General features: G+C 45.1%; 21 protein-coding genes and 2 pseudogenes. 19 read left to right on the forward strand and 4 right to left on the reverse strand.

The window, feature by feature from the left end; translation table 11 throughout:
• Positions 1–20: 20 nt before the first annotated feature.
• Positions 21–209, reverse strand: a complete 189-nt coding sequence (gene rpmB, locus NST62_RS03670; RefSeq protein WP_141601524.1) for a 50S ribosomal protein L28 — start codon at positions 207–209, stop codon at positions 21–23.
• A 307-nt stretch (positions 210–516) separates the two neighbouring features.
• On the opposite strand from rpmB, the gene NST62_RS03675 reads away from it, so the two are divergent.
• Together NST62_RS03675 and NST62_RS03680 are read left to right on the forward strand one after the other, a co-directional pair.
• Positions 517–882, forward strand: a complete 366-nt coding sequence (locus NST62_RS03675; RefSeq protein ID WP_141601525.1) for an Asp23/Gls24 family envelope stress response protein — start codon at positions 517–519, stop codon at positions 880–882.
• Between the two features lie 18 nt (positions 883–900).
• Positions 901–1584: pseudogene (locus NST62_RS03680) on the forward strand (DAK2 domain-containing protein); the annotation flags it as partial.
• Positions 1585–1793: 209 nt separating this feature from the next.
• Here NST62_RS03680 and NST62_RS03685 read toward each other — a convergent pair.
• From NST62_RS03685 to NST62_RS03695, 3 genes are all read right to left on the reverse strand, one after another.
• Positions 1794–2594 (reverse strand): AAA family ATPase, encoded by an 801-nt coding sequence (locus NST62_RS03685; protein WP_087959892.1) that lies wholly within the window; start codon positions 2592–2594, stop codon positions 1794–1796.
• Positions 2587–3840, reverse strand: a complete 1254-nt coding sequence (locus tag NST62_RS03690) for an IS481 family transposase (protein WP_099232911.1) — start codon at positions 3838–3840, stop codon at positions 2587–2589. The genes NST62_RS03685 and NST62_RS03690 overlap by 8 nt, the downstream gene beginning before the upstream one ends.
• A gap of 140 nt (positions 3841–3980) precedes the next feature.
• On the reverse strand, positions 3981–4538 hold the full coding sequence (locus tag NST62_RS03695; protein ID WP_087959845.1) for a DUF6431 domain-containing protein: 558 nt from the start codon (positions 4536–4538) through the stop codon (positions 3981–3983).
• A 153-nt stretch (positions 4539–4691) separates the two neighbouring features.
• Here NST62_RS03695 and NST62_RS03700 point away from each other — a divergent pair.
• The 17 genes and pseudogenes from NST62_RS03700 to rplS all read left to right on the forward strand — a co-directional run.
• Positions 4692–5666: pseudogene (locus tag NST62_RS03700) on the forward strand (DAK2 domain-containing protein); the annotation flags it as partial.
• Positions 5667–5820: 154 nt separating this feature from the next.
• Positions 5821–7860 carry an ATP-dependent DNA helicase RecG gene (gene recG / locus NST62_RS03705; RefSeq protein WP_141601628.1) on the forward strand — a complete coding sequence of 680 codons (2040 nt, stop codon included), beginning with the start codon at positions 5821–5823 and terminating at the stop codon, positions 7858–7860.
• Positions 7861–8012: 152 nt separating this feature from the next.
• Positions 8013–8591 carry a transcription factor FapR gene (gene fapR / locus NST62_RS03710; RefSeq protein ID WP_141601527.1) on the forward strand — a complete coding sequence of 193 codons (579 nt, stop codon included), beginning with the start codon at positions 8013–8015 and terminating at the stop codon, positions 8589–8591.
• Positions 8588–9586 (forward strand): phosphate acyltransferase PlsX, encoded by a 999-nt coding sequence (plsX, locus tag NST62_RS03715; protein ID WP_141601528.1) that lies wholly within the window; start codon positions 8588–8590, stop codon positions 9584–9586. The genes fapR and plsX overlap by 4 nt, the downstream gene beginning before the upstream one ends.
• Before the next feature lie 12 nt (positions 9587–9598).
• Entirely contained in the window at positions 9599–10537 is a 939-nt protein-coding gene (gene fabD / locus NST62_RS03720; protein WP_141601529.1) for an ACP S-malonyltransferase, read from the forward strand.
• A 4-nt stretch (positions 10538–10541) separates the two neighbouring features.
• The gene (fabG, locus tag NST62_RS03725) at positions 10542–11288 is read left to right on the forward strand and encodes a 3-oxoacyl-[acyl-carrier-protein] reductase (protein WP_141601530.1); all 747 of its coding nucleotides are present in this window, start codon (positions 10542–10544) and stop codon (positions 11286–11288) included.
• Between the two features lie 113 nt (positions 11289–11401).
• Complete coding sequence (locus NST62_RS03730; protein WP_141601531.1) at positions 11402–11638, forward strand: acyl carrier protein; 237 nt, start codon at positions 11402–11404, stop codon at positions 11636–11638.
• A gap of 239 nt (positions 11639–11877) precedes the next feature.
• Positions 11878–12639 (forward strand): ribonuclease III, encoded by a 762-nt coding sequence (gene rnc, locus NST62_RS03735; protein WP_141601532.1) that lies wholly within the window; start codon positions 11878–11880, stop codon positions 12637–12639.
• A 1-nt stretch (position 12640) separates the two neighbouring features.
• Positions 12641–16213, forward strand: a complete 3573-nt coding sequence (gene smc / locus NST62_RS03740) for a chromosome segregation protein SMC (protein ID WP_328219607.1) — start codon at positions 12641–12643, stop codon at positions 16211–16213.
• A 2-nt stretch (positions 16214–16215) separates the two neighbouring features.
• Positions 16216–17421, forward strand: coding sequence for a signal recognition particle-docking protein FtsY (gene ftsY, locus NST62_RS03745; protein WP_342463276.1), 1206 nt, complete (start codon positions 16216–16218; stop codon positions 17419–17421).
• 178 nt (positions 17422–17599) lie between these two features.
• Positions 17600–17932, forward strand: coding sequence for a putative DNA-binding protein (locus NST62_RS03750; protein WP_141601535.1), 333 nt, complete (start codon positions 17600–17602; stop codon positions 17930–17932).
• Positions 17933–17944: 12 nt separating this feature from the next.
• Entirely contained in the window at positions 17945–19306 is a 1362-nt protein-coding gene (gene ffh / locus NST62_RS03755; RefSeq protein ID WP_141601536.1) for a signal recognition particle protein, read from the forward strand.
• A 101-nt stretch (positions 19307–19407) separates the two neighbouring features.
• On the forward strand, positions 19408–19686 hold the full coding sequence (gene rpsP / locus NST62_RS03760; protein ID WP_141601537.1) for a 30S ribosomal protein S16: 279 nt from the start codon (positions 19408–19410) through the stop codon (positions 19684–19686).
• Between the two features lie 25 nt (positions 19687–19711).
• A complete protein-coding gene (locus NST62_RS03765) occupies positions 19712–19942 on the forward strand; it encodes a KH domain-containing protein (protein ID WP_141601538.1) in 231 nt (76 codons plus the stop codon).
• Between the two features lie 233 nt (positions 19943–20175).
• The gene (gene rimM / locus NST62_RS03770; protein ID WP_141601539.1) at positions 20176–20697 is read left to right on the forward strand and encodes a ribosome maturation factor RimM; all 522 of its coding nucleotides are present in this window, start codon (positions 20176–20178) and stop codon (positions 20695–20697) included.
• On the forward strand, positions 20694–21434 hold the full coding sequence (trmD, locus tag NST62_RS03775) for a tRNA (guanosine(37)-N1)-methyltransferase TrmD (RefSeq protein WP_141601540.1): 741 nt from the start codon (positions 20694–20696) through the stop codon (positions 21432–21434). Before rimM ends, trmD begins: the two co-directional genes overlap by 4 nt.
• Before the next feature lie 180 nt (positions 21435–21614).
• Positions 21615–21959 (forward strand): 50S ribosomal protein L19, encoded by a 345-nt coding sequence (gene rplS / locus NST62_RS03780; RefSeq protein ID WP_141601541.1) that lies wholly within the window; start codon positions 21615–21617, stop codon positions 21957–21959.
• The last annotated feature ends 31 nt before the right edge of the window (positions 21960–21990 follow it).

Genomic DNA, 21990 nt, shown 5'->3' on the forward strand with positions numbered 1-21990 from the left:
CTTTTCAACCAACCATTCAATTATACACGCTCTACTTTACCTGATTTTAAAGCACGAGCTGATACCCAGACACGTTTCGGTTTGCCGTCAACCAAAATGCGTACTTTTTGAAGATTTGGTTTCCAAGTACGTTTGTTGGCGTTCATTGCGTGAGAACGTTTATTGCCTGTACGAGTTTTACGGCCAGTAACGTAACATCTTTTTGGCATCGAAAGAACCTCCTTATAAAATCAATCTGAAATATTCCTCAGTTCGAGTATTCACATACCATAATAATTTAACATAGACAATAAATCTATGCAACTCTTTTCGGAAAAGGATTCAAGAAAAAATCCTTTACAGAGATAAATTAAGGGAAGAAAAAGGAAATTCCATAAAAAAACATAATTTCTCCCAAAACATTGACAAAAGTGTTGGAAAGTTGTAATCAGCTGGACGGGTTTCAACGTTTTCTTTTATAATCAAATTTTGTGTAGTACAATTAATTTAGTTAAAATGAGCCAAGGGGGCAGTACCATGTCAATCGAAATCAGAAACGATTATGGCCAAATCGACATTTCCAATGACGTGATCGCCCAAATTGCAGGTGGAGCGGCGACAGAATGCTACGGCGTTGTTGGGATGGCGAGCAAACATCAAATTCGCGACGGTTTGACGGAAATACTGAGAAAAGAAAATTATGCAAAAGGTGTAATCGTTCGTCAAGAAGGAGAAGATCTTCACATCGATATGTATATTATTGTCAGCTATGGCACGAAAATCTCTGAAGTAGCTTATCAAGTTCAATCAAAAGTAAAATACACGATCAATAAAACATTAGGATTGAACGTAAAGTCAGTCAATATTTTTGTTCAAGGCGTCCGCGTAATGAACGGTGAATAGAGGAGGAACTTAAACGAAATGAAGTTGTTAGACGGAGCAAAATTTGCAGAGATGGTCCAAATGGGATCGCACCATCTGACTCAAAATGCAGATTTTGTAGATTCTTTAAACGTATTTCCAGTGCCGGACGGAGATACCGGGACGAACATGAACCTGTCCATGATATCCGGTGCGAAAGAAACACAGGCAAACGCCCAGCAGCATATCGGGAAAACTGCCCAAAGTTTAGCAAAAGGGTTATTGATGGGAGCACGCGGCAACTCCGGAGTCATTTTATCCCAACTGTTCCGTGGGTTTGGGAAATATTTGGAAAAAGAAAGCGAAATCGATGCGAAACAATTTGCCCAAGCCTTTCAAGCGGGAGTTGACACTGCATATAAAGCGGTGATGAAACCGGTGGAAGGCACGATTTTAACGGTTGCCCGGGAAGCGGCAGCAAAAGGGGTCGAAGTGGCAACGCATGAAGACGATATCGTGAAAGTGATGGAAGCGATTGTAGAAGAAGCAAGAAAATCCTTGGAGCGCACTCCAGAATTGCTCCCTGTACTGAAGGAAGTCGGGGTGGTAGACAGCGGAGGCCAAGGATTAGTCATTATTTATGAAGGATTTTTGGCGGCATTAAAAGGAGAATCACTGCCGGAAAAATCGAAGAAAGTCGATAATTTGGAAGAGCTGGTAAAAGCGGAACATCATCGGGCCCAGGATGTAAACTAGCACATTATTTCAGAATCCCTTTTTCAAATTATTTCAGGCGGATTCGGAAATAATGTGCAAAATTTTTGCGGATTGTTCCGGATTTTGCACATTCTTTCGGAACGTTTGCACGCTCTTTCAGATGAAGATTTCCAGCGCGCCTGATGGATCGATGGAAAAGAGAAAGCACAAAAGAGGCCGATTCGGCCCCTTTCGTGCTAATACCCCATTTCCTCTGCGGCCATGCGCACCATTTCTTCGTCAATGGCGTCCTTTTTCAGCTGGTACCCGTATAACAGGCACGTCGTGGCCAACGTGTTGATCACCCGAGGCCATCCCCGCGACTGCAGGGCAATCGACTCTAACGCCGATGGGGTGAAGATCGGATGCTTCGCCCCGGCCTGTTTCATCCGATGTTCGATGTAGCCCGCCACCTCTTCCTTCTCCAGCGGCCCCATCCGGTATCGCATGATGATCCGCTGGTCGAGAGGGCGGTGCTGATTGAGCCGCAGCTTCCCCTGTAAATGGGGCAGCCCGGCCAAAATCAAGACAAATGGGTTGGTCGAATCCATCTCAAAGTTGAACAAGATCGCGATGTCCTGTAAAAATGCATCCTTCGCTAAATGCATCTCGTCCAAAATGAACACCGGCGTGATCCGCCGTTCATGATACAATCGCTCGATCGCCTGCTGGATTTGGCGGAAGAGGTCTACCTTGCGGTACTTCGGTTCCTCTCCTAATCCCAAGGCCAAACCACGGTAAAAATCCATCACGCCTCCGGTGGATAACGGAAAGTAGACGACATGATACAATGATGGATTCAATGACTCTTTCAGCGCCCGAAGGGCGAACGTCTTGCCCGCCCCTGGCTCTCCGATTAACAGCCCGATCCCCCGGGTTCGTTTCACGTACTCCAGCGCCCGCAACGCTTCCTGAAACGGCGCCCCTTGATACGCCTCGGACGGGTCTGTTTCTTTCGCAAACGGCTCCCGCGAAAGGGAGTAAAACGATTTATACACCGTGTTCTCCCTCCTTCGCCGGAATCGCCGCAAACGGGGACCGATGGCGTTTTACATAGGCGTTGTCCTCCAAACGAACCCGAACGGCCTCCGCCACCTTCCTTCCATCTTCGTACACATAGACGCCCCGTTCGTCATAGCGGAGTTCAATCGATTGCCCAATGAACCGGGGCGGCACTTCATACAGCTGCTTGTTCAAGGTGATCGTTCCATCGGCTTTGACCTTGCGGTGCTCCCGCTTCAGAAAAATCGCATCCAGCCAATCGCCATCTTCGATGAACGACACGAGATGCACTTGCGATTGAAACACCTCATGCGGCGTTTTTCCGTCCAGCGAGGCGTGCGGTTTTCGATGATACTCCTCTTCAAGCCACCTCCAAAAGCGCTCGTTCAGCTCTTCGAGCGACTTCGGGGGATCCAACTCCAGCAGCGGATAAAACCGCGTCTGTACGGTGCGGAAGAACCGTTCGATTTTCCCTTTGCTTTGCGGGTCATACGGCTGGGTGTGGATGAGCGTAATTCCCATCTCGGCGCACGCATACTGCAGCACCTCGGATCGATAAATTTTCCCGTTGTCCGAGTAAATGCGCTTCGGCTTCCCGCAACGAAGCACCGCTTCCTTCGTGACGATCCGCAGCCCGTCAAACTTCTCCGAAGGGAAAAACTGCGCGTACGGCACAAACCGCGAGCAGTCATCGATATAGGCGATCAAAAACGTTTTCTGGGCTTTCCCATTGACTCGAATCGTTGGTCCATGGGATAAGTCCCCTTGCCAAAGCTCATTGATCTGGTCATACGCAAAGCGCTTTCGCTCCGGCATGGGCAAGATTTCTTTCCCGACAAGGTTGTGTTTTTTCAACAATCGGTATATAGTAAAGTAAGAGGTATGATTTTCTGGGATTTCCCCCTGCTCGATCAGGTGTTCGTAGAACACCGTCACGGGCATGGTGGGATGTTCTTTTCTTAGGGCTAAAATATGATCCTCATCATCGGGCGACAGACGCCTTGAGTGGCCGCGGTCCGAACGGCGCTTCGGCTTTAAGGCGTCAAAGCCCCCTTTTTTGTATCGGGTGCACCAATCGAGGATCGTCTTGGCTGCGATTCGTTTGTCGCCCTGGTGGGGAACATGGTGCACTCGCTCGCTCACCTCTTTCAGATACGTCTTCGGTTCCACCTGCCCATTCACCAACGGAGCGATTAGCCCGTACCGAAACAGGGCAATGTCGTGTCTCATCGACTCATCCATTCGAATCTCCTCCTTGTCTCACTTGGAATCAGGACCGTTCCGGTCCGTCTGCCCTTATCGTACCGGATCGCTTTTTCTCCGTCGATAGGAAAGGTTTGTGGGAACCTCAACTATTTCCAATTTAGGATATGTATGTAAAATCAGGATCCCATTTGATTCGCAAAAGGGTGTCGGAATCCGTCCTCCCACATGTCTCTGATGACCGAATAGAGACCGTGTTTCTCCAACGTCCGGATCCACCAGGAAGCCCGTTCCTTTTCTTTTTTCACGATAGGGCCTATGATCCTCCACCGCCTCGCAAAAAAGCTGTGAAGGTTTGATAGGTTTCGGCAGAACCGCCGGACATAAAAGATGATGCCGTCCTTTGTCGGGAGAAACGGAGCCCGGTTCGTCCCCTCGGTCAATCCCAACTGCTCTTTCACGACTTGCCATATGGCGGACAACGTATACTGAAAATACGGGAGGAGAAAGGAAGGCAGCACACTCACCGTCTTCAAGCATTCCCGACAGCGATACCGGACAATCCAAATGCGATAATCACCATGTGGGGTCAATGCGTTTCGCTCATAGTAACCGTGGCGGTGCAACGGGCGCTTGGCCCGGCAATGCGGACACTTTTTCAGAAGAGGGAAGTCGTTTTCTTTTCCACGCTCTGCATACGTTTGGACGTCAATGCCAAAGTCATGAAATTGAATCACGTCCTCCTCCCCCTCCTATGAACCGATGGATTTTCTCTTCCGAAATAATTCACAAAAAATTTAGCACATTCTTTCAGAAAAGGGGAGAGGGCTTTCTGAAGGAATGTGCAAAAAAATGGCTCTTTTGTTCCGAAATAAAGTGATAATTTACACCAGGAGTTTATGAGCACGGAGGATATCAAATACGGCTATTGCACAGAAATCATGGTCCGCTTTGAATCGGGAAAAGAGCCTTTTTATGAAGCGAGATTCCGGGAAGAATTGAGCAAGCTCGGGGATTCATTGCTCGTTGTTTCAGATGACGAAATTGTAAAAGTACATATTCATACTGAAACACCTGGAGTCGTTTTAAACGAAGGCCAAAAATACGGCAGCTTAATTAAAATCAAAGTGGATAATATGCGCGAACAACATTCCGCCATTGTCAATGCCCCTGAAAAAACAAAAGCGGAAAACAAAGCGGGCGAGAAGCATCCTTATGCGGTTGTGGCCGTAGCGATGGGCGAGGGGATCAGCAACATGCTGAAAAGCATCGGAGCGTCTTATGTCATCGAAGGCGGCCAAACGATGAACCCTTCTACGGAAGATATTGTAAAAGCGGTAAAAGAAATCGGAGCGGAAAAAGTAATCATATTGCCGAACAATAAAAATATTATCATGGCAGCAGAACAGGCGGCAGAGCTGTTGGATATTGAAGCTGCGGTTGTACCTTCAAAAACAATACCGCAAGGAATGGCAGCGATTCTTGCATTCAATCCAGAGGCTTCCGTGGAAGAGAATAAAGAAGCTATGACAGAAGCGATGGCCGGAGTGAAAACTGGCCAAATTACATTTGCTGTCAGAGATACGACCATTGACGGCATCGAAATACACAAAGATGATTATATGGCAATTGCCGACGGAAAAATTATTGCATCGATGAAAGATAAATCGGAGGCTGCCCGGAACTTATTATCCGAACTGATGGATGATGAAACTGAAATTGTGACAATGATTTATGGCGAAGGGGTAACGGAAGAAGAGGTCGATGCCATTAGCGGATGGATCGAGGAACAATATCCGGATGTCGAATTGGACATCGTCGATGGAAAACAGACCCTTTATCCGTTCATCTTCTCCGTAGAATAAAAAGCGTCTCTAGCAGGGACGTTTTTTTATTTTATGTAAATGTTTTTAGGTTCGTACTGTTTTGATAGGAAATGTCGGCATATGGTACACTGGATTAAAATTAATAGCGAAGCTGCTGCAATAAAACTTTGGAGCGTGAAGTTGCTTGGAAACAATCGCATTAGAACCCGTTACGCATCTTAAAGGAGTGGGGAAAGAAACCGCCGCAATATTGAACGAATTGGGCATTTACAATATTCAGGACTTATTGATGTATTTTCCTTACCGATATGAAGATTTTCGTTTAAAAGATTTAGTGGAAACTCCCCATAATGAACAAATAACGATAGAAGCAAGGGTGGAGAGCCATCCGGCCGTCTTTTTCATGGGACGCAATAAATCAAGGCTTCAAGTGAGCGCGCGGTCCGGCCGGCATATTGTAAAAGTCGTTTTCTTCAATCAACATTATTTAAAAAACCGGTTGCTTCCCGGAACCTTTATTACCGTTACCGGGAAATGGGATCGGGGCAGGCAAACCGTCACAGCATCCAATGTAAAGTTCGGACCGAAAGAACAGAACCAGGATTTTGAACCGGTTTACCGGTTAAAAGGCAATCTTCATCAAAACCGGTTCCGCAAGTTTATGCGGCAGGCCCTCGATCAATCGAAAGGGCAACTAGTCGACAACTTGCCGAAAGATTTAAGGGAACGGTATCGCTTATTGCCAATTGATGATGCCCTTGAAGGCATCCATTTTCCAAAAGATGCAAATCATATGAAGCAGGCGCGCAGACGCTTTGTCTATGAGGAGCTTCTTATGTTTCAATTGCGCATCCAAGCGCTGCGCAAAGCAAGGAGAGAGCATGAAAAAGGAATCGCCATTCAATATGACTTGAAAAAATTAAGGGAATTTATCAGCCGGATTCCATTCGAATTGACGAATGCCCAAAAAAGGGTCGTGAATGAAATATGCAGGGATTTGAAATCTCCTTTCCGCATGAACCGGCTTTTGCAGGGGGATGTCGGTTCGGGGAAAACCATCGTTGCGGCCATTGCCCTCTATGCCTGTGTGACGGCCGGTTACCAGGGAGCTTTAATGGCCCCGACGGAAATTTTGGCAGAACAGCATTTTGCTTCCCTCGAAGACTTCTTTGAGCCGATGGGAGTGAATATTGCCCTTTTGACCGGATCAACGAAGACGAAGGAAAGAAGACAAATTTTAGAACAGTTGGAAAAAGGGGAAATACAAGTCATCATCGGAACCCATGCCTTGATTCAGCCGGATGTCATGTTCCATCGTTTAGGATTTGTCATTACGGATGAACAGCACCGTTTTGGGGTGGAACAAAGAAGAATTTTGCGCGAAAAAGGCATGCATCCGGATGTGCTCTTTATGACGGCAACTCCCATTCCCCGGACGCTGGCGATTACCGCCTTTGGCGAAATGGATGTCTCCATCATTGATGAAATGCCTTCTGGGCGCAAACAAGTCGAAACCCACTGGTTGAAAAAAGAACAGTTGCACGCATGCTTGGCAAAGATGGAGATGGAGTTGAAAAAAGGGCGCCAGGCTTATGTAATTTGTCCATTGATCGAAGAATCCGAGAAGATCGATGTGCAGAATGCGGTCGAGGTCTATGAACAGCTGAAATCCATTTTTCATGGGCGCTACGAAGTAGGACTCATGCATGGCCGGCTTCATCCGGACGAAAAAGATCGGGTGATGAGGGCCTTTAAGGATGGAAAAATACATGTTCTTGTATCTACGACCGTAGTGGAAGTGGGAGTCAATGTGCCAAACGCCAGTTTTATGATGATTTACGATGCTGACCGTTTTGGCCTTGCGCAGCTGCATCAGCTCAGGGGCCGGGTAGGACGGGGCAATTATCAGTCCTATTGTGTGCTTTTGGCGAATCCGAAGTCCGATGAAGGGATTGAACGGATGAAAAGCATGACCGAAATCACGGACGGCTTCCGCCTGGCAGAGAGGGATCTGGAATTGCGGGGACCGGGAGATTTCTTCGGCAAAAGACAAAGCGGTTTGCCTGATTTTAAACTGGCTGACCTGGTGCATGATTACCGCGTTCTGGAAGCGGCCCGGAATGATGCAGCGAAACTTGTGAATACCGAACAATTTTGGAAAGATGATGAGTATAAAGGTTTGCGGAAAATGCTGGAAAAATCAGGTGTGTTAAGCGGAGAAAGAATGGATTAATCAAATGCTCTTAAATGCAGGCAAGGAATCTGCAAAGAGTTTCGCAAAATTCAGTTCAGGAACGCAGCAATTCCATGTTGCGTTCTTTTTTCTGGAAATGTATACTGGTGTTAGTACCAAGTGCTAAAATGATGGGAAGTAGGTGGCGAATGTTGAGAAAATCGAAAAAAGAGCGGCAACAGTTATTGTTGGAAACGATTGAGGAAAATCCATTCGTCACGGATGAACAACTTGCTGCAAAATTTGGTGTAAGCGTACAAACAATTCGCCTCGATCGGATGGAACTTTCAATACCGGAACTAAGAGAACGGATTAAAGATGTTGCTGAAAGAAATCTGGAAAATGAAGTCAAATCATTGCCGCTTGATGAAGTAATCGGCGAAATTATCGATATCGAATTGGATAAAAGGGCGATATCGATTTTTGATGTAAAAAAAGAACATGTCTTTCAAAGAAACGGCATTTGCAGAGGACACCATTTGTTTGCCCAGGCCAACTCCCTTTGCGTTGCAGTCATTGATGATGAACTGGCTTTAACGGTAAGGGCGAATGTTGTCTTCATACAACCTGTCCGTGCAGGAGACCGCGTGATAACGAAAGCCATTGTTCGGGAAACGAATAAGGAAAAGAACCGGACATATATCGATGTGATTTCTACAGTAAATAATGAACCTGTGTTTAAAGGTGAGTTCGAAATGTATCGCACGAAAGGTGAAGGTGAACAGCAATGAAAATCGCAATTGACGGCATGGGCGGGGATCATGCCCCTAAAGCCATTGTGGAAGGCGTCAATGAAGCATTAAAAGATTTTCAGGACATCGAAATACAACTTTATGGAAAGAAACAGGAGCTGGAAAAATATATTGTACAAAACGAACGGCTGGAAGTCATCCATTGCGAAGATGTTATAACCGGAGAGGATGAGCCGGTCCGTTCCGTCCGCAGGAAAAAAGATTCATCCATGACGCGCATGCTGGAAGCCGTTCATGAAGGAAGGGCGGATGCATGCGTTTCCGCCGGCAATACGGGGGCATACATGTCCGGAGGGTTATTTAAAGTCGGCCGGATTGAAGGGGTATTAAGACCGGCCCTTGCGACAACCTTGCCGACAATTGACGGCAAAGGATTTCTCATGTTGGATTTGGGGGCCAATGCGGAAGCCAAACCCGAAAATCTTGTGCAGTATGCCATCATGGGAAATATTTATGCCCAAAAAGTGAGGGGCATTGAAAAACCCCGGGTCGGTTTGTTGAATATTGGTACGGAAGAACATAAAGGAAATGAATTGACAAAAGCGGTATACGAAAAATTGCAACAGGCGGATCTGCATTTTATCGGAAACGTGGAAGCACGGGATTTGCTCGAAGGGGTAGCCGATGTCGTTGTGACCGACGGGTTTACGGGCAATATGGTGCTGAAATCCATTGAAGGCACTGCCGGGGCATTGATGAAAATGCTGAAAGAGGTTTTCATGTCCTCTGCGAAGGGGAAACTTGCGGCCCTCTTCGTGAAAAGCGAATTGTCACAACTGAAAAATAAACTGGATTACTCCGAACACGGCGGGGCGCTTCTTTTAGGGCTGCAGGCCCCTGTCATCAAGGCCCACGGGTCATCCGATTCGAGAGCGATTTACAATACAATTCGCCAGGCGGCTGCGATGGTTGAAAAGGATATTGTCAACATCATGAAGAATGCAATACAAGAAAGCCAAAAAGAACAAGAGTAAAGGAGTCGACCAATGACAAAAATAGCATTCATTTTTCCTGGACAAGGCTCCCAAAAGGTTGGAATGGGGGCTGAACTTGTAGCAAATAACGAAGCTTGCAAGGCATTTTATGATCGTGCCGATCAGGCGCTGAATTTTAAGCTTTCAAAATATATGCTTGAAGGTCCCCAAGAGGAATTGACTTTGACTTATCATGCCCAACCTGCGCTTTTAACGACAGGTGTCATGATTGCATCTAAGTTGATGGAAGCGGGTATTAACCCTGACTATACTGCAGGCCACTCTTTAGGTGAATATGGTTCATTTGTCATCGCGGAATCTTTGTCCTTTGAAGATGCTGTGAAAATCGTTCATAAACGCGGGCTTTATATGAATGAAGCGGTTCCGGCAGGGCAAGGAGCGATGGCAGCCATTTTAGGAATGGAGGAAGAGCCTTTAAAAGAGGTCTGCGCTGAAATCACGGAAGGCGGCGATTTGGTTCAGCTGGCAAACTTGAATTGTCCGGGCCAAATTGTTATTTCCGGTACAAAAGCGGGAGTGGAAAAAGCATCCCAATTGGCGAAGCAAAGAGGGGCGAAAAGAGCGATTTCTCTGGAAGTGAGCGGACCTTTCCATTGCGAATTGATGAAACCTGCTGCACTGCAATTGGAAAAAGAAATCGAACAGTTGGACATTTCGGAACCAAAAATTCCGGTCATCAGCAATGTCCATGCGGAATTGTTGAAAGATGCGGAATCCATCAAAAAGGAAATGGTGGAACAAGTCTTCAGCCCTGTGCAATGGGAAAGAGATGTCCGCAAGATGTTGGAGCTGGGCGTAACGACATTCATTGAATGCGGGCCTGGCAAGGTGTTGACGGGGCTTGTCCGCAAAATCGACCGCTCTGCAAAAACATATTGTGTTTATGATGAAGCGACTTTTGAAGAAGTTGTGAAGGAATTAAAGGGGTGAAAATATGGGGAAATTGGAAGGTAAAACGGCTGTTGTGACAGGAGCTTCCAGAGGAATCGGAAGAGCGATTGCTTTGGAGTTGGCGAAGGAAGGGGCCAATGTAGTCGTAAACTACAGCGGCAGCAAAGAAAAAGCGGAACAAGTCGTAAATGAAATATTGGAAATGGGCAGAAAAGCCATAGCCGTTCAGGCGAATGTGGCGGACAACGATTCCGTGCAAAACTTAATGAAAAAAGCGTTGGAAGAGTTTGGTTCCATCGATATTCTTGTCAATAATGCCGGCATCACCCGGGACAATTTATTGATGCGCATGAAGGAAGAAGAATGGGATGAGGTCATCCAAACAAACTTGAAAGGCGTATTCCTCTGCACAAAAGCCGTGACCCGGCAAATGATGAAACAACGTTCCGGCCGCATCATCAACATCGCATCGGTCGTGGGCGTAACCGGCAATGCGGGACAAGCCAATTATACAGCGGCAAAAGCCGGCGTGATCGGTTTGACGAAAACGGCGGCAAGAGAATTGGCGTCAAGAAATATTTTAGTCAATGCCGTAGCGCCTGGATTCATTACGACAGAAATGACGGATGCCCTCCCGGAAGATGTGAAAACTTCGATGCTTTCACAAATTCCGTTGGGGAAATTCGGAAAACCGGAACAGGTGGCGAAAGCGGTCGTATTTTTGGCTTCCGATGATGCAGAATATATCACCGGACAAGTGCTTCATGTGGACGGCGGCATCGCCATGTAATATTTATAAAAGTAATTGTCTTGCTTCAAATCGAATATTTTCAATATCGTATTTCGAAAGACCCTTTGAACAGCTTGTACTTTCAGGTATACTATTGAAGGGAGGTGACCGAAGTGAGCACAGTTTTAGAGCGTGTAACAAAAGTAATCGTTGACCGCCTTGGCGTTGACGAAAGCGAAGTAACTGAAAATGCATCTTTCCGTGAAGATTTAGGCGCTGATTCATTGGATGTAGTTGAATTGGTAATGGAATTAGAAGATGAATTCGATATGGAAATTTCTGATGAAGATGCAGAAAAAATCGTCACTGTAGGCGATGCGGTTAAGTATATCGAAAGTAAATTAAACTAATGATAAAGAGGCACATCCCGCACTTTGTTGCAGATGGGTGCCTCTTTTCATTGCCTATATGGATAAAATGTACGGGAATTTCGGTTATAATAAAATTACTGCATTTCATATGCGCAAATAATCATTGCTATTATGTTATTTATTCGATGTGAAGATATGAGGATAAAGATTTTGTCCTCATATCTTCTGCTTCGAATAAAAAATTTTACGACATCAATGAATAGGAAGGCAGATTATTCATGACAAACAAAAGAAAAGAAGGCCAAGTAAAAAATGGGTCATACCCTGAGCAAGTAAAACAGCAATTTGAAGAGTTGCAGGAGCAATTAAATATCACGTTCAAAAACAAGAATTTGCTATATCAGGCTTTTACCCATTCATCGTATGTGAATGAGCATCGCAAAAAACATTTTGCCGATAACGAACGGTTGGAATTTTTGGGAGACGCAGTCCTTGAACTGTCGATTTCGAAATTTTTATTTGACCGTTATCCGCATATGAGTGAAGGGGAATTGACAAAACTTCGGGCAGCCATTGTTTGCGAACCTTCCCTTGTGATTTTCGCGAACGAGTTGAATTTCGGAAAGTACGTCCTTCTGGGAAAAGGGGAGGAATTGACAGGCGGAAGAGAAAGGCCTGCACTGCTTGCCGATGTATTTGAATCCTTCATTGGCGCCCTATATCTGGATCAAGGATTAGGCTCGGTTTTTCAATTTTTGGAAAGGGTAGTATTTCCGAAAGTGGAAGTCGGTGCTTTTTCGCATGTGATGGATTTTAAAAGCCAGCTGCAAGAATTGGTGCAACAATCCAACACGGGCGTTTTGCATTATGAAATCATCGATGAAAGAGGCCCCGCTCATAACCGTACATTTGTCTCCCGTGTATTGTTAAACGATCAGGAGCTCGGCATCGGTCGCGGCAAATCGAAAAAAGAGGCCGAACAACAGGCGGCGCAAAATGCGATGATTGCGTTAAACCAGTCCTTGCACAAGGAGGAATAACATGTTCCTTAAACGGTTGGAAGTTGTTGGATTTAAATCTTTCGCAGACCGGATCGGCATCGATTTTGTGCCGGGCGTGACCGCAGTTGTGGGCCCGAACGGAAGCGGAAAAAGCAATGTGACCGATGCGATCCGCTGGGTGCTGGGGGAACAGTCGGCGAAAAGTTTGCGCGGCTCAAAAATGGAGGACGTGATTTTTGCCGGGAGCGCTTCTAGGAAACCATTGAACTTTGCGGAAGTCACATTGATTTTAAACAATGAGGATCAGGAAGTCGGAATCCCATACTCTGAAATCAGCGTAACAAGACGGGTTTACCGTTCCGGGGAAAGCGAATACTTGCTGAATAATCAGCAATGCCGTCTGAAAGATATTACGGATTTGTTTATGGATTCCGGCCTGGGAAAAGAAGCTTTTTCCATTATCTCTCAAGGACGGGTGGATGAAATTTTAAACAGCAAACCGGACGACCGCCGGACAATCTTTGAAGAAGCTGCCGGCATCTTAAAATATAAACTCCGCAAAAAAAAGGCGGAGCAAAAACTTCTCGAAACCGATGATAATTTAAAGCGTGTCCTGGATATATTGCATGAATTGGATTCCCGCTTGGAACCATTAAAAATCCAAAGTTCTGCGGCAAAAGATTATCTTCGGATGACGGAAGAGCTGAGGGAATTGGATATTTCCCTCATTGTCCATGATTTAAAACGGCATCATGAAGAGCTTATTGCCGTCAAAGAAGAGCATGACCAACTTGAACGACAGGAGCAGGAAAAAGCTTCGGAAATTGCAAGGCTGCAAACCAAAGCGGAGGCTTTGCGAACGAAAATCCGGCACATCGATTCGGCCATCGACGAAATTCAGGAGCGTTTAGTGGAAGCGAGTGCGGAAGTGGAGCGTTGGGAAGGGCGGAAAGCGCTCGTGAAAGAAAAGCGCTCCAATGCGGAAAAGCAATTGCAGCAATTGCAGCTTTCTTTGAAAGAAACAAAAGAAGAAGAAGCGGAACTGGCGAACAATGAAGAACAAAACAAGAAATTGTTCGCGGTGAAAAAGAATGAAATCCAGCAATTGAAAGCTGAAATCAAACAGCTGGATATGTCCCTCAATACATCCGTTTCCCAACTCGAAGAGCAAATAGAGGAGCAGAAAAATCTTTATATCGATTTGCTGAACGAGGAAGCCACGGCAAAGAATGAACTGAAACATATCGAGCAGCAATTAGCGCAATATGAAGAGACGGAAGAGCGGATCAATGACCGTTCTGAAGAGATGCTAAGAAAATTAAACCAAGTTACCGGCGAAAAAAATGAGCTTGCCCGCAAACTTGAAGAAACGAAAAAGAAATTAAGCGAAGTGCTTGAACAATATGAACAGCTCCAGCGCCAGCTGAAGTCCGCATCCGCTTCCCACGACGAAAAGCGGCAAATGCTTTATAAGGCCTATCAACACCAACAGCAATTGAAATCCAGAAAAGAAGCGCTCGAGGAGTTGGAAGCGGACTATTCCGGCTTTAATCATGGCGTAAAAGAAATTTTAATGGCCAGAGAGCGGGGAGAATTGAAAGGGATTGAGGGAGCTGTCGCAGAACTATTGAAAGTGGAAGGGAAATATTCCCGGGCGATCGAAACGGCATTGGGGGCTGCAACCCAACATATCGTGACCGAAACGGAACAAGATGCACAAAAAGCGATTGGCTGGCTAAAAGCGAAAAAAGCCGGCCGCGCCACATTTTTACCGAAAAATGTAATGAAATCTAGGAAACTATCTTTTTCGCAAATTGGACAAGCGGCCGGTCATCCGTCCTTCATACGGCTGGCGCATGAACTGGTGGAATTTGATGAACAAAACCGCAACATTGTGGAATATTTGCTTGGAAATGTCCTGGTAGCGGAAAATCTTGAAGGAGCCAGCCAAATTGCGAGATTAGTCGGCTATAAATACCGGGTTGTGACATTGGACGGAGATATCGTCAATGCCGGCGGTTCATTAACGGGCGGTTCAGTAAAACAACAAAATTCTTTATTTAGCAGAAAAGCGGATCTGGAGCAACTAAAGGTTCAATTGGCCCAAATGGAACAATCCATCGCCCAGGCGGAAAAAACCCTTGCAAAAGAAAAAGAAAGATTGACCGGATTGCAGGAACAGGCGGATTTGCTAAAATCCCGAAGCGAACAACTCCGCCAGGAAGAATTGGCGTTTCATTCCAAATATGTCGAGCTGGAAATGGAAGAGAAAAATTTAAAGAATACGGTTCATCTTGCTTCTTCCGAAAAAAACGACGCTTCTTCGAGAAAGGAAGCCTTATTGAAACAGAAGGAGCAAATCGAAGGGCGGCTGGCACAACTGCGGCATGAACTGCATCGTGTGAACGAAAAAGTGGATCAGCTGTCAAAAGCGAAAGTAAAAAGTGAAACGGAAAAAGATTTGCTTCGTGAACAGCTGGCGAAAAAACGCGCAGATCTCGCGGTATTGCAGGAACAGTTGAATCAGCTGCAAATTCAGACAGCCGATATCGAATTGAAACGTTCAAAACTCCTTCAACAAATTGAAACTATTTCCCGAGAAATTGAATGGATCCAAAACGAACGGGAAAACGAATTGACGGAAGAGGAAATTGAACGAGCGATTGCAGAATGGACAGAAAAACGCAATCAATGCTCGGCGGCCATTCAGGAAAACCGGCAAATGCGCCTTGAATATCAGCAGGCGCTTTCCCAATTGGACGAACAATTAAATGAGCTGCAACGAATCCATAAAGGATTTTTGGAGCAATTGCGTTCGATGGATGTAAAGAAAAGCCGGATCGAATTTGAAATCAACCGGTTAAACAACTTGCTCGAAGAACAATATGAACTTGATTTTGGGGAAGCAGTCAATGAAGCGGCCGAGATTGAAGATGTCGATCACATCCGCAAAAAAGTGAAGTTATTAAAACAATCTATTGAAGAATTGGGACCTGTCAATTTCACGGCCATCGAAGAATATGAACGGGTATCGGAACGCCATACCTTTTTGACGGAGCAACGGAATGATCTGATTGAAGCCCAGCAAACCCTCAATGAAACCATCAAAGAAATGGATGAGGAAATGGCTTCCCGGTTTAAAGAATCCTTTGAAAAAATTCAACAACAATTCCGGATTGTATTCCGTGAACTGTTCGGGGGAGGCCATGCCGATCTGATTTTGTTGGAGCCTGATAATTTACTGGAAACGGGAATTGAAATTGTAGCCCAGCCTCCGGGAAAAAAATTGCAAAATTTAAGCCTGCTTTCCGGTGGAGAACGGGCTTTGACGGCCATTGCATTATTATTTGCCATCCTAAATTCCCGTCCGGTGCCTTTTGTCATTTTGGACGAAGTGGAGGCCGCACTGGATGAAGCAAACGTTGAACGGTATAGCCGATATTTGAGAAAATTGAGCCGTGATACCCAGTTCATCGTGATCACCCACCGGAAGGGAACGATGGAAGGTGCCGATGTATTATACGGGATTACGATGCAGGAATCGGGGGTATCGAAGCTTGTTTCGGTGAAATTGGAAGATGAACCAGTACTTGTAGGACAAAGGAGCGAATAATGATGAGCTTTTTTAAACGATTGAAGGAAAAGTTAAGCGGCAAATCCGAAGAACAATTGCAACAAGAAACGGCAGAGGAAACTGCAGAACAGCCGGAAGTCGAGGACAGCGAAGCTCCAAGTGAGCAGGCAGGAGGCGAATTGGCAGAAAACGTGCAAGAAAACACGCATGCTGAAGAGCCTGAAGCGGAAGCAGCGTCCGAAGAGAAACACAATGAAGCGGAAATAACTCCGGAAAAGAAACCTTCCGCCTGGTCGATCACCCAAAAATTTAAAATGGGCCTTGCGAAAACCCGCGATACCTTTACTTCAAAGGTCACTGATTTGATAGCCCGCTATCGGAAAGTCGATGAAGAATTTTTTGAAGAATTGGAAGAAATTTTATTGCAGGCCGATGTCGGTTTCGAAACGGTGATGGAATTGATCGACGAACTGCGCTTTGAAGTGCAGCGGAGAAACATAAAAGAAACCGACGGCCTTTATGTAGTCATCTGCGAAAAACTGGTCGAAATCTATGAAAAAGGCGAGGAAGGCATTTCTGAATTGAATTTGCAGCCTGATGGAGAATTGACGGTCATTCTATTTGTCGGAGTCAATGGCGTCGGAAAAACGACGACCATCGGGAAACTTGCCCACCGCCTGAAAAAACAAGGAAAAACGGTTATGCTGGCAGCCGGCGATACGTTCCGTGCAGGTGCCATTGAACAGCTTCAAGTCTGGGGAGACCGGGTAGGCTGCGAAGTGATCAAGCAGGCGGAAGGATCTGATCCTGCCGCAGTCATTTATGATGCCATCAATGCCGCGAAAAAGCGCGGCGCTGACGTATTGATCTGCGATACAGCCGGCCGTTTGCAAAATAAAGTGAACTTGATGAAAGAATTGGAAAAAATTCATCGCGTGATTTCCCGTGAAATTCCAAATGCTCCCCATGAAGTGCTGCTTGTCCTTGATGCGACAACAGGCCAGAATGCCTTAATTCAGGCCCAGACATTTAAAGAAGCGACAAATGTAACGGGAATCGTGCTGACAAAATTGGACGGCACGGCAAAAGGCGGTATCGTGCTGGCAATTCGAAACAAACTGAATATCCCGGTGAAATTTGTCGGGCTGGGCGAAAAAGTCGATGATTTGCAGCCGTTCGATCCGGAGCGTTATGTGTATGGACTGTTTGCCGATTCGTTGGACAAACAATTGGATAAAGCGGAATGATGGAAAAACGATCATCCGATTGTTGGATGATCGTTTTATTTTTTTGTGGAATACGATTATCGCTTTTCCATGATTGATAAATTCTTGAAGAATCTGTGTTGTTAAAGGAAATTTACTTGACACGTATACACAAAACCGATATGATACAGTAGAAAAACCATGATTGGAGAGGCATTCGATGTTACTTGAAAAGACGACGCGGATGAATTTTCTCTTCGACTTTTATCAAGCTTTGTTAACGGATAAACAGCGCACATATATGGAGCTTTATTATTTAGATGATCTTTCTCTGGGAGAAATTGCTGAAACCTATAAAGTGTCCCGGCAAGCCGTATATGACAATATCCGCCGCACAGAGGCAATGCTTGAAGAATATGAAGAAAAACTGAAATTGTTTGAAAAATTTCAAAAGCGTCAACAGACGATCGAAAAGCTGGAAACAGCCATTAAAGAAAAAGCGCCTGTAGAGGAACAATTGCAATTGATCGATCAATTAAAAGAAACGGATTAGGAGGCGAAAAGTTTGGCATTCGAAGGATTATCTGAGCGACTCCAAAGCACAATCCAAAAAATCAAAGGCAAAGGAAAAGTTACGGAAGCGGACGTAAAGCAAATGATGCGGGAAGTGCGTCTTGCCCTCATCGAAGCCGACGTCAACTTAAAAGTCGTAAAAGACTTTGTCAAACGGGTCAGCGAGCGGGCGGTCGGCGCCGAAGTCATGAAAAGTTTAACACCCGGCCAGCAAGTCATTAAGATTGTAAAAGATGAATTGACGGAATTGATGGGCGGGGAGCATAGCCAAATTAAATTCAATCCGAAGCCTCCAACAGTCATTATGATGGTCGGATTGCAAGGTGCAGGGAAAACGACGACTTCCGGAAAACTTGCAAATCTTTTAAGAAAGAAATATAATCGCAAACCGCTTCTCGTTGCTGCGGACGTCTACCGTCCTGCCGCCATCAAACAATTGGAAACTTTAGGGAAACAGTTGGCAATTCCGGTGTTTTCCCTCGGGACGGATGTTTCTCCGGTAAAGATTGCGGAAGAAGCCATCGAACACGCAAAAAAAGAACATTATGACGTGGTCATTATCGATACAGCCGGCCGGTTGCATATCGACGAAGAATTGATGGATGAGCTGAAAAATATCCGTGCCATCAAAGAGCCGGACGAAGTATTTTTGGTGGTTGACGCCATGACCGGACAAGATGCGGTCAATGTTGCGCAAAGCTTCAACGAGGCCATTGGCATTACAGGCGTGATTTTGACAAAATTGGATGGCGATACGCGCGGCGGTGCGGCATTATCGATCCGAGCCGTTACGGAGAAGCCGATCAAGTTCGTCGGGATGGGAGAAAAAATGGATGCTCTGGAACCTTTCCATCCGGAACGCATGGCTTCCCGGATTTTAGGAATGGGTGACGTCCTATCCTTAATCGAGAAGGCGCAGGCGACCGTCGATGCGGAAAAAGCGAAAGAGCTTGAAGAAAAATTCAAAACACAAAATTTCACCTTTGATGATTTTGTGGATCAACTTAAAGCCGTCCGAAAAATGGGGCCTCTGGAAGATATTTTGAAGATGCTTCCGGGGTTTAACAAAATCAAAGGGCTGAACAATATCCAAATCGATGAAAAGCAGATCGACCGGCTTGAGGCCATCGTTTATTCGATGACGCCGGAAGAAAGGGCGCATCCGGAAATTATCAATGCCAGCCGCAAAAAGCGGATTGCCAAAGGTTCCGGCACGTCCATTCAGGACGTCAACCGGCTATTGAAACAATTCGAAGATATGAAGAAAATGATGAAGCAAATGATGTCCATGACGCAGGGAAAAGGCAAAAAGAAAATGAAAATTCCAGGCCTCGATTCATTTTTTAAATTTTAATAAGGAAAACCATGATCTGTTAAGAAAAAACACTTTACAAACAAATAAAACACTGTTATTATTCTATCTTGTGTAAAACTAATTCGGAGGTGCAAAATTCAATGGCAGTAAAAATTCGTTTAAAACGCATGGGAGCAAAAAAATCCCCTTTTTATCGCATCGTAGTTGCTGATTCTCGTTCACCACGCGATGGACGTTCAATTGAAACAGTCGGCTATTACAATCCATTAACTGTACCGGCAACAGTACAAATCGATGAAGAAAAAGCGCTTAAATGGTTGGCAAATGGCGCGAAACCATCTGATACTGTTCGCAACTTGTTCTCTCAGCAAGGCATTTTGGAGAAATTCCATAACTTAAAATTCAACAAAAAAGCTTAATTGAATCATTTTCGGGGGTGTCCGCATGCAAAAGCTGATTGAAGCAATTGTAAAACCGCTAGTTGATTATCCGGAAGACGTTCGCGTCGAAATTGATGAAAATACTAGTCGCATTGTTTATAAGCTTTCTGTAAACCCTGCCGATCGGGGAAAAGTGATCGGCAAACATGGTCGTGTTGCGAAAGCGATTCGGACGATTGTCAATTCTGCAAGCGGTCACCACAAGAAAAAAACATTTGTCGATATATTGGATTAATGCAAAAAGGGGCTATTTCAGCCCCTTTTTTATTCATGCCGCAAGGGTTTCAAATTGAAATTCTTTACTTTATGAAGCCCAAAGTTGCTAAAATGGACGAAGGGAGTTTCATTTCTTGGTGCCCCCATTCATGAAACGGGGACGGAGACCTCAAAATAAATCATGTCCCATCGAAAGTTGAACCTGCAAACAAAGCAATTGGAGGAATACTCAATAAAGAGGTGATTCATCGAATGGAATGGTTAAATGTGGGTCGCATTGTCAATACCCATGGCATCCGAGGGGAAGTAAGGGTTATCTCATCCACCGACTTTGAAGACATCCGTTTTAAAAAAGGTTCAAAACTGGCGATTTTTAAAAGCGATCATGCGGAACCGATTTGGGTAACGGTCGAAAATGCCCGAAGACATAAAAATTTTGTTTTACTCACTTTCGAAGGATACGATAACATTAACCTTGTAGAGCAATTTAAAAACAGCGTGCTGAAAATTTCGAAAGACCAATTGAGTGAAGATGAATTGGACGAGCATGAATATTATTATTTTGAAATCATCGGCTGCCAAGTGTACTCGGAAGAGGGTGAGCACTTGGGGGAAATAACGCACATTTACGAAACGGGCGCAAACGACGTTTGGGAGATGAAAGACCGAAAAGGAAAAAAACATTATATCCCCTATATTGAAGACGTCGTAAAAGAGATTGATGTGGACAATAAACGCATAACCATTCATGTGATGGAAGGATTATTATCATGAAAATACATGTGCTTACGTTATTTCCGGAAATGTTTCCGGGAGTATTCGGTTCATCCATCTTAAAAAAAGCCCAGGAAAAGGGGCTCGTTGATATTCAAGTTTGGAATATCCGGGATTTTAGCGACAACAAACATAAGCAAGTGGACGATTATCCGTATGGCGGAGGAGCGGGCATGGTGTTGAAGCCCGAGCCGATTTTCCGCGCCGTCGAAACGATCACCCAGGATCGCCACCCCCGGATCATTTTGATGTGCCCACAGGGGGAGCGGTTCACTCAGGCCAGAGCGGAAGAGCTGTCCAAAGAAGAAGAACTTGTCTTTATTTGCGGCCATTACGAAGGATATGATGAGCGCATTCGTGAATATCTGGTTACTGATGAAATCTCCATCGGCGATTTTGTGCTGACCGGCGGAGAAATTCCCGCCATGGCGGTCATCGATGCGGTTGTCCGTTTAATTCCGGGGGTATTGGGGCAAGAAGCTTCCCACATTCACGATTCCTTTTCCACGGGACTATTGGAATACCCGCATTATACAAGACCGCAGGATTTCAGGGGCATGAAGGTTCCTGATGTATTATTGTCCGGCAACCATAAAAAAATCGAAGAATGGCGCATGGAACAATCATTGAAGCGCACCTTTGAACGGAGACCGGATTTATTGGAAAAAATGGAACTTACTCCAAAGCAAAAGGAATTCATCGAATCTCTGAAAAAGAAAAAGGAAACACATCAATAAAAGTAATCCGAAGAAAGCGCCCTCTTATCAGAGGGGTTGGAATTGATTTGGATTTTTGTTGCGCGTCAATATATTTTATGATATTATTCTTTTTGTGCTTCATTCGGAAGCGATCATTACGATGTTCCGCTGTAGTTAATTGAGAACTATATGAACATTCGATATAAGGGGAGAAAAAAGATGTCAGATATTATTCGTGAAATTACAAAAGAACAACTTCGCACTGATCTTCCTGAATTCCGTCCTGGTGATACTGTTCGTGTGCATGTGAAAATCCAAGAAGGTAACCGCGAACGTATCCAGGCATTCGAAGGCGTTGTGATTAAACGCCGCGGCGGCGGAATTAGCGAAACTTTTACTGTTCGCAAAGTTTCTTATGGTGTAGGTGTAGAACGTACGTTCCCTGTACATTCACCAAAAATCGCAAAATTGGAAGTTGTTCGCCGTGGTAAAGTACGTCGTGCAAAACTTTACTACTTGCGTCAATTGCACGGTAAAGCAGCACGCATCAAAGAAATTCGATAATTTTTCTTCGGAAGGGGGCTTTGTCTTAAAA

It is taken from the genome of Ureibacillus sp. FSL K6-8385 (genome assembly GCF_038593155.1).
Taxonomy (GTDB): Bacteria; Bacillota; Bacilli; order Bacillales_A; family Planococcaceae; genus Ureibacillus; species Ureibacillus terrenus.